The sequence below is a fragment of the bacterium (Candidatus Blackallbacteria) CG13_big_fil_rev_8_21_14_2_50_49_14 genome (genome assembly GCA_002783405.1).
Lineage (GTDB): Bacteria > Cyanobacteriota > Sericytochromatia > UBA7694 > UBA7694.
On the sequence record PFGG01000032.1, the window covers coordinates 18,550 to 32,705 of the forward strand.

General features: G+C 48.5%; 11 protein-coding genes. 3 read left to right on the forward strand and 8 right to left on the reverse strand.

Annotated elements, in window-relative coordinates; translation table 11 throughout:
• The first annotated feature begins 61 nt into the window (after positions 1–61).
• A complete protein-coding gene (locus COW20_06615) occupies positions 62–451 on the forward strand; it encodes a hypothetical protein (GenBank protein ID PIW49228.1) in 390 nt (129 codons plus the stop codon).
• A complete protein-coding gene (locus COW20_06620) occupies positions 452–1,141 on the forward strand; it encodes a hypothetical protein (GenBank protein ID PIW49229.1) in 690 nt (229 codons plus the stop codon). It begins immediately after the preceding gene.
• A 1-nt stretch (position 1,142) separates the two neighbouring features.
• On the opposite strand, the gene COW20_06625 is transcribed toward COW20_06620, so the two are convergent.
• Complete coding sequence (locus COW20_06625) at positions 1,143–2,213, reverse strand: hypothetical protein (protein ID PIW49230.1); 1,071 nt, start codon at positions 2,211–2,213, stop codon at positions 1,143–1,145.
• Between the two features lie 175 nt (positions 2,214–2,388).
• On the opposite strand from COW20_06625, the gene COW20_06630 reads away from it, so the two are divergent.
• Complete coding sequence (locus COW20_06630) at positions 2,389–3,255, forward strand: NAD(+) kinase (GenBank protein PIW49231.1); 867 nt, start codon at positions 2,389–2,391, stop codon at positions 3,253–3,255.
• Positions 3,256–3,337: 82 nt separating this feature from the next.
• On the opposite strand, the gene COW20_06635 is transcribed toward COW20_06630, so the two are convergent.
• The 7 genes from COW20_06635 to COW20_06665 form a co-directional block, all read right to left on the reverse strand.
• The gene (locus COW20_06635) at positions 3,338–3,532 is read right to left on the reverse strand and encodes a DUF2892 domain-containing protein (GenBank protein PIW49232.1); all 195 of its coding nucleotides are present in this window, start codon (positions 3,530–3,532) and stop codon (positions 3,338–3,340) included.
• Positions 3,533–3,581: 49 nt separating this feature from the next.
• Complete coding sequence (locus tag COW20_06640) at positions 3,582–7,523, reverse strand: hypothetical protein (GenBank protein ID PIW49233.1); 3,942 nt, start codon at positions 7,521–7,523, stop codon at positions 3,582–3,584.
• Between the two features lie 232 nt (positions 7,524–7,755).
• A complete protein-coding gene (locus COW20_06645) occupies positions 7,756–9,318 on the reverse strand; it encodes a hypothetical protein (protein ID PIW49234.1) in 1,563 nt (520 codons plus the stop codon).
• A gap of 96 nt (positions 9,319–9,414) precedes the next feature.
• Entirely contained in the window at positions 9,415–10,014 is a 600-nt protein-coding gene (locus COW20_06650; GenBank protein PIW49235.1) for a hypothetical protein, read from the reverse strand.
• A gap of 27 nt (positions 10,015–10,041) precedes the next feature.
• Entirely contained in the window at positions 10,042–11,964 is a 1,923-nt protein-coding gene (locus COW20_06655) for a hypothetical protein (GenBank protein PIW49236.1), read from the reverse strand.
• A gap of 97 nt (positions 11,965–12,061) precedes the next feature.
• Positions 12,062–13,027 (reverse strand): hypothetical protein, encoded by a 966-nt coding sequence (locus COW20_06660; GenBank protein PIW49237.1) that lies wholly within the window; start codon positions 13,025–13,027, stop codon positions 12,062–12,064.
• A 116-nt stretch (positions 13,028–13,143) separates the two neighbouring features.
• On the reverse strand, positions 13,144–13,776 hold the full coding sequence (locus COW20_06665; GenBank protein PIW49238.1) for a Crp/Fnr family transcriptional regulator: 633 nt from the start codon (positions 13,774–13,776) through the stop codon (positions 13,144–13,146).
• Positions 13,777–14,156 lie beyond the last annotated feature (380 nt).

Below are 14,156 nucleotides of genomic sequence, written 5' to 3' on the forward strand. Positions count from 1 at the left end.
CCGGTGGCCTGAACAGAATAGAGGCAGGTTGGATTGAAAATCAAAGAAAGCAGTTTTTCGCATGTCCTTGGATTCCCGCCGTTTATTCTTGGCCTTGAGTCTTTCGCTGACATCTTTGGCGGGCCTTGAGGGCTGTGCCTGGGTTCAGGCCCAGGACCGCTGGGTTTGGGAAGACCTTTTTTACCATCCGCAACCCGAAGAAAATCTGACCCTGGCCCCTCCTTACCGCAATTTGGTGCTGGATAATCCACAGGATACAGATATTCTGCAGGAATATTTCGTGCCTGTCGCGCATGCCGATGCGTTTCTGAAATTCTACCGACCTGAACAGATCGCCCAGATGTATCCTGAGTTGAAAACCCTGTTTGCCCTCAAAGCCTGTATCGACCCTGAAGAGCGCTTCAGCAATGAATGGTACCGGGCTTTAAAATCCAGTCGGGTTTGTGAGTAAGTGTTTAAATCTTTGGCCTGGTTGACCTGGCCCCGTCTCTATCTGCTCTGGGCCTGTGTTTCGATTGCCCTGGCTTTGAGCGCCGGGGGCTTTTCGGCTGAAAATATCACCCGCTTGGGGGTCTTGGCCTTTTTACTCTTTCAAGGGCTCACCCGTTCGTATTGGCAGAAGCTCTTTTCAGGCAGGAAGCCTCAAGTCCGTTTTATTCTGCTGGGGTGTCTGCTGGCGGTGGGAGTCGAAGGCTTTCACATGATCTCCATGCCTGTTTTCGCGGCTTTAAAAATCACCGCAGAAACAACCTTTTTTCAGGGCTTGGGTTTTTACGCCCTGGATCTGCTCTTTACCTTGCCGGCCTATCTCTTGGTTTTCAGCCTGATCTGGCATTTGATCAACCGCTATGCCTATGGTTTTTGGCACTATACCTTGGTGATGGGGCTGGCCCAGGCCTTGGGCGACGGCGGGCTGTATTTTTTTATCGGAGCGCCGGCCTTGCTTCTGTTTTTGCCCTACCCCATGACCAATTACCATGCAATCAATCTTTTGCCCTATGCCTTGGTGCAAGAGGATTTGAATCCTGAGCGAAAATCCAACTGGAGGTCGAATCTGGCCATTGTTTGGGTGATTCTTGCTTATTTTGTCTGTGGGGCAGTGATCCAGGGGCTGGGGCGGGTGTTCGGCCTGGTGAGCTGATTTATTTCGCAGGGCGTTCCAAAAGCGTAAGGTAGCCCTGTTGTTTTTGCCGCCAAGGGCAAACCCAGGGGCCTGTGCGCAGGGGCGTTAAGCCCGCATGTTTGATGTTTTTCAGCAGTTCCTGGTACTCAATTTCTTTGCCATTGTAGAGCAGGCAGCGCCCTCCCGGCCGAAGCCGATCCCAACTGTGTTTAAGCAGACGCACGGGGTGGTGCATTTCAAGTGGAATCCGCCAGAGCAGAGCATTCTGGGGCAGAATCAGAGGCAGAAAATGACAGATAATCTCCTGCTTTTCGTGAAAATTGAGAAAGTCTGCTTCGAGAAAGCGGGCCTGTGAGGTTTTGGCATAGTAGCGGGCCAGATCCCCACGTGTCACCCCCTCAATCAGATACCAGGGGTCGAGTTCCAGGCCGGTCAGCTCGACCAAGCTGGCCTTTTCACGAAAAAAGGCACTCAGGGCGGGGGCATAGCTCCAGGCATGGGTGCCCACATCCAGCACCCTGACCGAGGTGGGGCTTTTCCAATCTTCAAGGGCGGTTTCCAGAAGGGCATAGCAATAGAGCTGGCGTTCAAAATCTTCACTGCTGACCAGCGGCAGAAAGGTCTTCAAACGGGGATGCGCTTCCAGCCAGGGCTCCAGACGTGCCTGGGCCAGGCTGCGGGCTTCAGTTTCAAGCTGAGCAAAGAGTTGCTCCTTTTCCACAGGGCCAGGGGCTGGGTAGGGCGCGGATTTGTCCTTTAAACGGCGGCGGCGAAGCTCCCACAGGCGGGGATTGAGTTCTGCCAGAATTTTGAAGAGATCGTGCTGGTTGGAAACAAAACTAAACAGCTGGGGATAGCATTTTTCAAACAGGCTTTGCCAGTGCAGGGCGACCCCTGTTTCCCCTTGAAAGACCAGCAGATCGGGTTGAAAGCTTTCGCATTCCTGCAGGGCAGAGGCCAGGTTGCGTACGGGCCTTTGGCGGGTTGTGGTGGGGTTTTCTAAAAGCAGCCCTGGATAGCTGCGTAAATCAGAAGGCTTGAGTTCCTCATCATCGGGGGGAGCATATACCCCCAGTACCAGCAAACGCATGGATAAAACACCTCTTGAAGTACTCTAGCACAGTCTTGCTCAAGCTGACGATTGCCCTTTGAATATGCTATGATTTGGTACGTTGATCACACTCCTGGTAAGCAAGAGCCAGGGGCCGGGCCTGCCCGCCGGAAACGCAGCAGAACAACAAAACAGCAGGAGAAACCGAGGCATCATGGCTGCTCCCGCCATTGGGATCATTTATAATCTTTATAAAACCTATCGCTGCGATACCCAGCATATTGCCCAGGAAGTGGCTCAGTGGCTTTCTGCCCGTGGCGAAAACGTCTATATTTTTGCATCACACTATAATTCCAACGAAGAGTTTGAGAAAGATACAAGTGATGTGCGCCTGAAAATGGCCTTGGTGCTGGGGGGCGATGGCACTGTGCTTTATGCCGCCCGTATGCTCGCCCCCCATGGCGTGCCCCTACTCTGTATCAATGCCGGTTCGCTTGGCTTTATTTCTGAAACAGCCCTCGAAGATCTTTACCCAGCGCTTGAAAAGCTTTTGGCGGGTGAATATGTGATTCAGGAACGTTCCATGATGCAAATTGAGGTTCTGGATGAAAATTACCAGCCCCGCCTGATGTTTCATGCCCTGAACGATGCTGCGATTATGCGTCACCCGCTCTCGTATATTATCGACCTGGCGACCTATGTCGATGGCGAATATGTCACCACCTACCGCGCAGATGGCCTGATCATTGCTTCAGCAACAGGTTCTACGGCCTATTCACTCAGTTCGGGGGGGCCGATCATGATGCCCGATGTTTCAGCCTATATCATCAACCCGATTTGCCCCCATGCTTTGTTTAACCGTTCACTGTGTATTCCTGAGTGGAAAGAAACCATGGTCAAAGTGCTGCTGCGTGAACCCACCCAAGAAGTCTTGATTACGATTGATGGTCAGGCCAATCAGCAGCTTTACCACCGCGATATTATCAAGATCAGCCGTTCATTTTATAAAACCCGCCTGATCAAATTCCAGAAAAATGATTTCTTCCATATTATGCGCCAGAAACTGTTTCTAGGCCGTTAAAAGCTGTCTCTCTTGTTCCCTCCACACGACACGGCCCCCGGTTTATCCGGGGGCCGTGTTCGTTGCCCGTTTGGGCTTGATTTTAGGCTTTGTTCTGCAAAGGGCAGGTATTCAGGCCAAAGAGCTGGTAAAGGGGGCACCAGCCTATCAGGGCGGTTCCCAGTGGAATCAGAGCCACCAAACCGAGCCAACTGCCTGTCATCATACCGAAACCGCCAATCCCTGCAGCCAATACCAACCGGATGATGCGATCCATATTTCCTTCATTTACTTTCATGGTCTCAATCCTCTTTCTGTAGCTTTCTATTTATAGAATACCCCCTATTCTATATTTGTTCAGTAACTTTAGTTACCGAGGAGAGAGGAAGCTCTTTTTTCTCTGAATTTATACTTGAGTCGAGTTGGTTTACCCGTTCTGGATATTGAGCCAAAGAGGCGGAGGCTTCAGCCAGTTGAAAGTTCTGAATTTGCTTGAGTAGTTTTTCTGCCCAGTTTTTGAGTTCGTACAGGTCTGAGGTTTGAATGAACTTCGCTAAATCTGCGACAAAGCCCTCTAACTCATCAAGAATCAAGGAGTTTTGAACTTTTCTCCAGCGTTCTAACCAGTCTTGCTGAAGTGAATGGATCAACTTAATTTTTTCATCTGGTGTCAATAGATTGATTTCATCAGGTTTTTGCTCAAGACTTGACGCTGAGCCATTGATGAATTTCCATAATTGTTGAAAGAGTTCACCTCGCACGATCGGTTTGCGTAAAAAGCCTGAAAAACCCTCTTGCATAATCTTGTTCTGCTCTTCTCGAAGTGCAAATGCCGTGAGTGCAATTACTGGAATTTGTGCTGTTTCGGGCCTGCTTTTTAAATATCTCAAGGCCCCAATGCCATCTAAAATGGGCATTTTAATATCCATCAAGATCAGATCGGGCAGATATTTTTGAGCCAAATCACAAGCTTCTTGACCATTTTGAGCCTGATAAACATCAAAGGGGAAGGGTTCCAGAAGCGCCGTCAGCAGTACCAGATTATGAGGCACATCGTCGACGATGAGAAGCCGTGCTGGCTGAAAAGAGTAGCTTTCTTCAGGTTCTGGGCTCTGTTGTAAATCCTGAGCTTCAGCGACAGAGACCTGGGGCAAGATCACTGTAAAGCAAGAGCCTTGATGGGGAGGCTGAGTCTCCGATTTGAGTAAGATACTGCCCTGCATCATCTGAACCAGAGAGTTTGAAATAGCAAGCCCCAATCCTGTCCCATTCTGTTGAAATGTGCTGACTTGTTCAAAGGCACTAAAAATACGCGTTTGATCTGTTTTTGAAATACCGATTCCGGTATCTTGAATCGCCAGCCTAAGCTCTCCTTGATCTTTGCCTTTGCTTTGAAAAGTCGCTGTCAATTTGACTTGACCTTGGGATGTATATTTTAGGGCATTGCCGAGCAGGTTGAGAACAATTTGGCGCAAGCGAAAACGATCCAATTTCAACCAAAGGCTGGATTCAAAATTTACTTCTTTATAAAATTGCAGGTTTTTCTGTTCAAAAGAAAGCCGCATTAAATCTTCTGCTTCCTGCAGCAACTGGGAAAGATTGACAGGTTCTTCCTGGAGTTTGATTTTCCCAGATTCAATTTTTGAAAGATCCAAAATATCGTTGATAATATGCAGAAGGCTTTCCCCTGAACTGTTAATGGCATGTAAATAGCGTTGGTATTGGGGCTCTTGGATCTGCTCTTGTAGCAGTTGGCTAAAGCCCAAAATGGCGTTCATGGGGGTGCGGATCTCATGCGACATATTGGCGAGGAAAAGGCTTTTGGCTTGGTTGGCCTTTTCTGCGGTATCACGCGCAGACTCCAGTTCTGCGGTACGTTCTTGGATGGCTTCTTCAAGATGGGCTTTGTATTCTTGTAATTCGTTCTCGGTACGTTTTTGATGGTCAACATCTATTCTCAGCCCCAACATGCGAGAAACCATTCCCTCATTGTCGATTTCAACGCCAAAGCCCATTACCCTTTGCCAGCGGTAGCTGCCATCGGCATGGCGAAATCTGGCGGTATAACCATATTGGCTTTCTTTCCGGGATAATACTCTCTCAATTTGAGCCATTACGCTTTCTTTATCCTCGGGATGGAGACGCTTCACCCATTCCTGGCGGTCGGCCAAGCCTTGCTTGGGTGCATAGCCCAGCATGGAATAGTAGGTGGGTGAGGCAAAAAAACGATCATTTTTGACATCCCAGTCCCAAAGCCCGATTTTGGCGGCTTCCAAGGTTAAACGAAAACGTTCTTCTGAGATTTTGAGTTTTTCTTCGACTCGTTTTTGTTCAGTAATATCTGGAAAAGCGACAAATCCAGCAATCAAGTCGCCTTCGTTATTGTAAATCGGGCCAGCATTGACAATTTCCCACCTTTCGCTCCCGTCTTTTCTGACCACTCGAATTTCAATATTCCGAGAGGTTTCTCCTTGTAAAGCTTTGGCCAGTGGGAGATCCATGGTCTGTATGAGATCACCCTGGGCATCGTAGTCTTTCCAGGGTTGTTTCATCTCTTGAAGTTTAATGCCCTGGACAAAGCTGGGTTCATCGTAGACACGCAGTTGATCGGCACAGGCCTTGTTAAAGGTCAATTCTCCAGACGCTTTGGCAATCACCAAAGGAATCGGAGATTGCTCAATCACGCCTTTTAATAAAAGGTGAGCTTCGATCAGTTCTTTTTCAGCCTGTTTGCGCTCAGAGATATCTGTGAACATGCCAAATGCGCCATCGAATTTTCCTTCATGATCAAACAGGGGGGTTGCAGAGGCATGTGTCCAGACACACTCACCATTTTTACGCCGAAAACGGCGTTCATAGTTTTCGGCTATGCGATTCTGTCTGTTTTGCATTTTTTGCTGGTGGTCAGCCCTATCCTCTGCAAACATGAAGTCAGTGAGCGGATGCCCCAGCACTTCATTTTCTTCATAGCCCAGAATTTCCAGCATACGTGAATTGACAAACCTGATTAAAAAATGAGCATCGAGGGCCAGTATTCCCTCTCTGGCGGTATCGACCATCAGGCGGTATTTCGCTTCACTTTGTTGCAAATTTTGAAAAGAAAGCAATAAGCCGACTGTGTCTCCTAAGCGTCGGCCTATTTCTTGAAAGAGACGTACTTCTTCTTCTGTCCAGATACGTGCATGAGAGCATTGATGAACTCCAAATTGCCAAGATTCTCCCACAATGGGGGAGATCGCTTGGGCCATAAAACTGCGAATTTTAAACTGCTCTGAAATTTCCTGGGGCAAGGGGTAATCCTGGCCTGGGCCGAATTTGACAGGTCCCTTTGCCTTCAGTATGTGACAAAGAGTCTCTGCCACTTCGGAAGAGGTCGGAATCCGATAGTTCTCTGCTGAGGCACCAGGATACTCTGGTTTGTAGCGTTCAATTGGAACCAACCAACTTTCGGCTTCTGGATCGCAAGGGTATAAAAGATAGGCCCGATCACAATCTAAAATTTCTATGACCTTGTCCAGCACTGCACCCATCATTTGGTTTAAATCCAGGCTGCTCTGTAGGGCCTGATTGATCTGATCCATGGCGGATAAAAAATTCAAATGCGTTTGGTGACTCTGTTCTGCCCGTTTGCGCTCAGAAATATCGCGGAAAACACCTTGAATAGCCGCTTTTCCGGATAAAGTTACTTTTTGAGCCACCAGTTCGACGGGAATCTCTTTGCCATTGGCATACAAGATACGTGTCTCAATGGGGCCAAAGAGTTTGCTCATCTTTGCATGCTTGACCTGTTCTTGGAACGAAGCCTCAAGCTGCGTATGCAATGCAGGAGGGTGGAGTTGAGCTTGCTTCATCCCCATTAATTCGAGATGAGAGCGGCCTGTTAAAAGACAGGCTTTTTGGTTGGCATCGAGCAAATGCCCCTCTTCTAAATCGGAAATAAAAATGGCATCCGGCGAATTCTCAAACAGAGCCCGGTAGCGCTCTTCACTCTCGTGAAAGTTTTGTGCTGCTGAATTCAATTCCTTCACAATGGGGAGAATGCGTTCAATTCCAATCGCCAGACAGGCTGAAATAAACAGGGCAATGGTTTCTGCCGTGAGCTGAGCTGAACTTGCTGTTTCTGTCATGGCTTGGCCCAGGCTGATACTGCGGCGAAGCGCCATCAATGTGATGGCAATGGCAAGGAAGCTCCAGGCCAGATTTTTACCCGTGAATTTGATCAATCTGAGCGTGAAATAGACCGAGATGAATTGAAGCACAAGGGAGGCAATTAAAACAAAAGCCAGCATGCCCTGATTACCCCTTGAAAACCGATCTGAAAACTTTCAGATCTGAACTTCTAATTGCCGTTTCAAACTGTTCTATTAACAGAGAGCCCGTCAGCGTTAAATTTTACATAAAGCCAGCCACAAGGCCCCTTTGAACAGGTCTTTTATCCGCCTATATCATAGCATATAAACTTTTCTTTCTTTGCCCAGGTCTGTCAATATCAGGGCGAAGGCTTTAAAAATTTTGCCTGAATTAGGGAATCGTCACTTTGAGGGGGGTTCCCACTGTCAGCGGGTTTCCAGCGGGGTCAAGTACCGAGATGACCCCATTGAGGGCAATTTCATGGCCTGATTGAAACAGTTCTGGGCGTGTTGTGCTGGGCAGTTGCAGTAAAACACGTTGGTGATTCGGATCCGTTGAATCATAGACCACCTGGCCGCCCAACTCAAACCACGTCCCCGAAAACAGATTGGGTTCAATCTCACTTTGGGGGTTGGTGATCAAAACCCGGTAATTTTTCGCTGCATTCTGAGCTGTGGCATTGCCCTGATTGCCGGGATATTCTGCCGGAGCCTGAATTTCAGCGCCGCGTAAATTGAAATGATCCGCCATGCCTCCGGCAATAATCCGGCTTTGGGTTTCATACCAAAGCGTTTTGTTATAGCTCAAAACAAGCACAGGGCCAGAGCCGGTGGTCTGATATGCCAGTGATTTTAATTGGAAAGGGTTCAGATCAGGGGCAATACTGAAAGTAACAGACTGACTGGAGATTTGCTCGTTCAGCCTGAATTCGTTTTTCGTTCGGCTGGCCCCGCTTTTATCGCGAAGGCCGGTGCTGCCAGGGGCATTCCAGGTCAGTTGTAAACTGGGAAAATCTTTTTGATTGTGGTTGGCTGGATAGGCATGACCCGGTTTGAATTGCAGCATGAGCACGGTATCTCCAGGATTCCACTTGAAGTCAAAGGCTTCAGCTGTCCAGATCAAGCTGCCTGAGGTCTGTTCACTGTCGCCTGGGCCTGTAAAAGTATCTTGAGAGGAAAGCTGATCGACCGCCAGTTTTTGGTTGTTCAGCGCGCGAATCGCCAGACTTTTTTCGACACTGTCACGATCCATGGGCTCGTTAAAAGTCAGGGTCAGGGTTTGGTTGGCCGCTACAGGTTGTTTCAGCTCTGGCTGTAGGGCAATCACTTCAGGCGCATTTTCCAAGGCAAGTGGGCGGCTGGCATCCATGGCAGAGCGGGAAGATTGCTCCAGGGCCTGGATGTATTCCAACTCATTGACCCCGAAATCAAAACGGTTGGCAAAAGGATGGCCGAGGGTGCCCATTTTCATAACTTCTATGCGTGAGCGGGAGGAATAGCCTGAAGCGCTGGCATAAATTTTAACCAGACTGCCATTGGGGACTTTCAGGCGGTACCAACCTTCGGCATCGGTCAGCGTTTCCACGCTGGGAGGCTGGCTTTCAGCGTTTGCAAAAACTTTGACTTTGACACCCTGCAGGGGTTGCCCCAATTCATTGAAGACCCGACCGGTCAAATCCGCCAGATATTCTTCTCCCCAAGGGTTGGGGTTTGGAGAGGCTACAGGGATCAGTGAGGGCAGGGGCATGGGCACAAAACTGGGGGTGGGGGTGGGTTCTGGGATGGCACTGGGCGCAATACTGGGCAAGGCACTGGGCTCCGCGCTGGGCAGCGGAGAGGGGGTTGTTTCCGCACTGGGAGAAGCTGAAGGCGTCGGTGACGGAATCACCGGTGTTTGGGGTGTTTGGCAGGCCGCCAGAAGACAGGTCAGAATCAAGAGGGAGCGCTTTTGCATAGAAACCTCATCATGCGGCCCACAGGGGGCCCAAAGAATTTTCTATCAGTCTAGCCTTTTTCTGCAGAACTGACCAAATTCTTTGGGGGTGGGTGCTTAAGCTGCAGGTTGGGCACTGGCTGCGAGGCTTTTTTCAATGCCTGTAATTAGCTCTGCCAGCGACTGCTTGCTGGTGGCCAGGGCTTCAAAGCTGGGCAAGAAGACCTGTATGAAGAAGCCCATTAATTCCAGAATTTCTGTAATCAAAGCAATGCTAATATTTTGGTTTTCAGCTTTGAGGGCATAGCTCAGGTAAATTTGTTTTTCCTGATTGATGCCAAAATAGCCCACTGGGATAATCTGACTGCAGGTCATCAGCAATTGATAGGCTTCAAACAAGCGTTCGCTGGGGAGTGAAGTCAAAGAAACCGGCAGCATGACCAGAAACTGCAGCGTAGACGCCCGTGCCAGTTCCGCTTGCAGTTCTTCAAGAGCTTCATCGCGCAGAATATCTTCACTGAAAAAGATCTGCGCAACGGTTTGGGCCTCTGAAGGTTGATCTGAAGGTTTCTCAGGAGTAGGGTCGAGTGAAACCAACAGACTTTCAAAATGAATGTCGGGGCCTGGCGCGATGCGCTCGGCTGAATAGCCAAAATAGAGCAAAAATTCAAACAGTTTTTGCAGGGGGGTGGGGGGCTTTGTGTTTGCTTCGGTCATGATTCTTCCTTTTGTTCAGGCCATTATTTAGAGCGTGGGATTCAGGCTCATGCCCCGCATCATCACCTGAACCGCTTCTTTTTCAGGCATCAGCTCAGGGCTGGGTACATTCAGTACCTTTTCTGCCAAATAGCGCATTTCAGGCTTGCCTGCGAGGACTCCCTTATAAATCAGTTTGGCGGCATCTTCAGGAGAGGCTCCCAAAAGCTGGAACACAGCTTCGGTTTGTATTCCCTTCAGCTCGTTGATTTCCTGTTCCAGTTTTTCTGAACTTTCAGTCAGGGTTTTGAGTGTCTCTTTGCTGGTCTTGATGGAGGCATCCAGGGAATTGAATTTTAGTTGATCAGCGGGGCTATAGGGTTGCAATAATTGATTCTGTTCTCTGATTTGCGCCTGGATATGACCCTGGGTCTTTTGAATCTGCCCTTTGAGGGTGTCCAGCTGGGTTTGTTTGGTTTCCATTTTCAGTGAGGCCTGTTGCTGCACGCCTTTGAGATCATCAATTTTGCCTTGGCGTTGTGAACTTTTGACTTTGCTGTAGATAGCCAGGCCTACGGTGGCAGCCAAAGCGGCTCCTGCCAAGGCCCAGCCTACCGGGGTGGCCAAGGCGCCTACTGCAACGGCGATGGCCACAGCACCGGCAGCTATTCCCAAAACATTTTTCGCGATTTTAAGTGCTTTAAAGCCCATATCGGCCCGTTTGATAATTTGTTGGGCGACAGCCTTGGCTTCTTTGGAGGGTTCTCCTGCAGGCAGAGACCGAATGGCTGCTGCTTTGGCCTTGAGTTCAGCTACTTTTTCAAGCCGGCTGCTTTTGCGGCTGAAAAATAGACTGATTTTGCCCAGGGTGGTTTGTGGATTTTCTAATTCTTTGGCTTTGTTTTCAAATTCGGTCGCCATTTGATTGCGTCCAGGCGCATCCGCCAAAAGACCCCGTGCCATTTCAACCCGATTCAGAGCGGTATTCAGGCGACTGGCATTTTTGTACATATCAATGCCTTCACCCACAATTTGCAGAGCCCCTCCGCCCACCATTACACCGGTGAGGGCTCCGCCCTGAAGCACTTTGCCGCCGCCATCGGCGAGGGAGGCCATAAAGCTCTTGGCGTTTTTGGCGGCATCTACACCCTGGGCAATGAAATTGACGGCACTGACGACTGGGGTTGTGGCCTGCAGAATCGTCGCGGTGTTTTGAACAATGGTACGGTTGCCTTCAGAAGTATACTCTCCACCGAGTTCCTGGAGGGTTTCTGATTTTTTCTTGGCGCTTTCAGCCAAAACCCGCATAATCGGCTGCGCCACATTGATGGTATTGAGCACTTCCCTTGATTTAGATGGGTCTCCCCAGAGCGTCTGGCGGGCCGCATTGACGGATTCTGTGGGCAGACCTGCTGCTTCCAGATGGGTTCCCACTTCTTTTAGGGTTTTGTCGACCTCTCCCCAATTGGGCTCATCGGCCTGGAGCAAGCTGCTCAGTTTTTCGCGCAAACTGCCCAGGGCCTCTACACTCTTGCCCAAACTTTCTGAGCGTATGCCCTGTAGCTTGCCTGTATCGGTGAGATTGCTGCCCATTTCACGGTTTTCACTGGCCTCAACAAAGCCACTGGTAAAATGGCTTTTGGCCATTTTAAAGGGGGCAGCCAATACTGTACCTGTTCCACTTAGGAGCATGCCCCCATATTTTTGAACGGTATCAAGGGTGCTCAGTTCAGGCAGGGGCTCAACGCCCTGCATATCCATTTGCTCGACCCGTGCTTTTAAATGATCGATTTGCGCACGCGTGCCCACCTGTCCCAATTGTTTAGACTGATCTGATTTCTGTTGCAGGGCTTGTAAATCTTCTGCACTTTTCTTTTCTACGACGACGCCCTGGGGCATTTGTACGGGGGCCGCAAGTTTTTGAACGGGTTGGGGCGTTTGGATCCGTTGACCAATTTGCATATCACTCATTTTGATGTTTCCCTTTTTTAGGCTTCACGTTAGATCGTGCAGACAATATTCTTATGTTAATGCTATTAACTTTTTATTTCAAGCGCTATTTTCATTTTTAGGTGTTCAGCTCGTCAAGATTGTTTTGGAGATCCTCAAGACTTTCGACTATTTTTTCGTAAACAGCAAGCAGTGCTGTCAGTTCGTAGCCTTTGTTTTCAAGTTCGTCCAAGCGATCTGCCAGGCTGTCACATTGATCTAAAAGACTTTCACAGTCCGGCAGGGGGGTGTTGGGGGCCGTCAGAGATTTGAGTTGCGCAGTGACCCTGCCAAGCAAGGCTTTTAAATCGGTATACAAGCACAGAAGTTCTGCAGATTCACTCAAAAGTTTTTGGCAACGCTTGAGAAAGATATTCAAGAGCGAGAAATTTTGTTCAAGTTCTGAAATTTCAAATTCTTGATCCAGCAGATCCAGATCTGATTTGAGTATGTTTGTTTGTTCAAGATAGTGCTGATAGCGATTTTTTAAATCGGGGGTCTGTGCAATTTCAAGCGTGGCCCTGAGTGGCATTTTTTCAGCTTGAATGGCCTTCAGAAGGGTTTGCAGTTGCGTCTCTGTTTCTTCATACAAGCGATCAAAATCAGCTTCGCTCAAGTTTTCGGATGCTTGTTTCTGAAGCGGGGAAAGGCTGGCTGAAACAAGGGCGTGAGCCTGAGGCTGGGTTTTATTTGTTTGGGGGCGGTGGGCCAGGTAATCCCGCATCTTATGAATATCAGGGTGTTGGGGGGCCAGGCGTTCAGCTTCCTGTAAATAATTTAAAGCCTGGGCATGTTCATGCAGGGTGATCAAAAGATAAGCCATACCGATGTAGATCTCGGGATTGCTGCGCTGTTGTTTCAGGGCTTCAGCAAAAGCTTCACAGGCATCTAGCAGGCATGCTTTTTTTTTGCTTGGATGGCTTTGTTCAAAAGCCTCTGCCATTTTTTGGAAAGCATTTTCAAGTGCTTTCTCTGCATTTTCCTGTCTTTTTTTTTCAAGATCCTGGCGTGTTTTTTGGATTTTTGAAATTTGCTCGAAATCCATAAGCTAAAACTTCTTATATTTTTGTTGTGCTTCTTATATTTTTATTATTTTATAGAAGTCGTTCAGTATCATTTTAGCCTATTAAAAATAATAAAAAAGCTGTGAATGAATATTTTTTAACTTTCTTTTAGAAGCTCAAGCTTTCCACGCCCCAATTTAACCCAGCCTTCCTGCTCAAGTTTTTTGAGCAGGCGGGAGACGACCTCGCGTGCGGTGCCCAATTCATCGGCAAGTTGTTGGTGGGTGGTTGAAATTTGAAGGTTTTTTTCAAGACGGGTCCGTGTGCGCAGTAATTCCAGCAAGCGTTCATCCACCCGGCTGAAGGCCAATTCATTGACCACCTGAACCAATTCTTCAAAGCGGGTTTGATAGAGTTCAAGCACAAATTGGTTCCAATCTCGGAATTCCTGTTGCCAGAATTTGAGCCGACGGGAGGGAAATAGCCAGACTTCACTGCCTGCATTTGCCACTGCGCGAATCTGACTGGGTTGGGTTTTTAGGCCTGCCAGAATCGACATGACACAGGATTCTCCCGCTTGAATATGGTAGAGCAGGATTTCTTTGCCCGAAGGGTCATCGCGCAAAACCCGGATACTGCCTTTGATGACCAAAGGAATCCAGCCGACTTCTGCACCTGGGCTGAGAATTTCAAGATCTTCCTCAAAATGTCGAAATTGGCCACTGGCTATCAGTTCGGCATGTAAATTTTTGCTAAAGGCAGGAAAAAAGGGGCTGAGATCTTGTTGCATGTTTAAACTCTGGCCATTCAATTTGTGAGTATTATCGGGCTCACCGTAAAACTTCGGCCTTCAGGCCGGAGATATAAGGTGTAGCGCTGGCAACAGCGCCCTCAAAACAGTATACTGTATATATGCGTATGACATATAAATTTAAAGCGATATCCAGCGAAATAACCATTCAAAAAGCTGAACATTGGCTACATTTGTGCCTGCAACTGTATAATACAGCTCTAGACCAACGTATACAGGCTTACAAACGGTGCGGTATCACATTAACTACCTACTCTCAAAGCAATGAATTACCAGAACTGAAGGCAGCATTCCCCGAGTTTAAACAGGTCGGCTCACAGGTCTTGCAAGATGTGGTCGAACGCGTAGGCAAAGCTTTT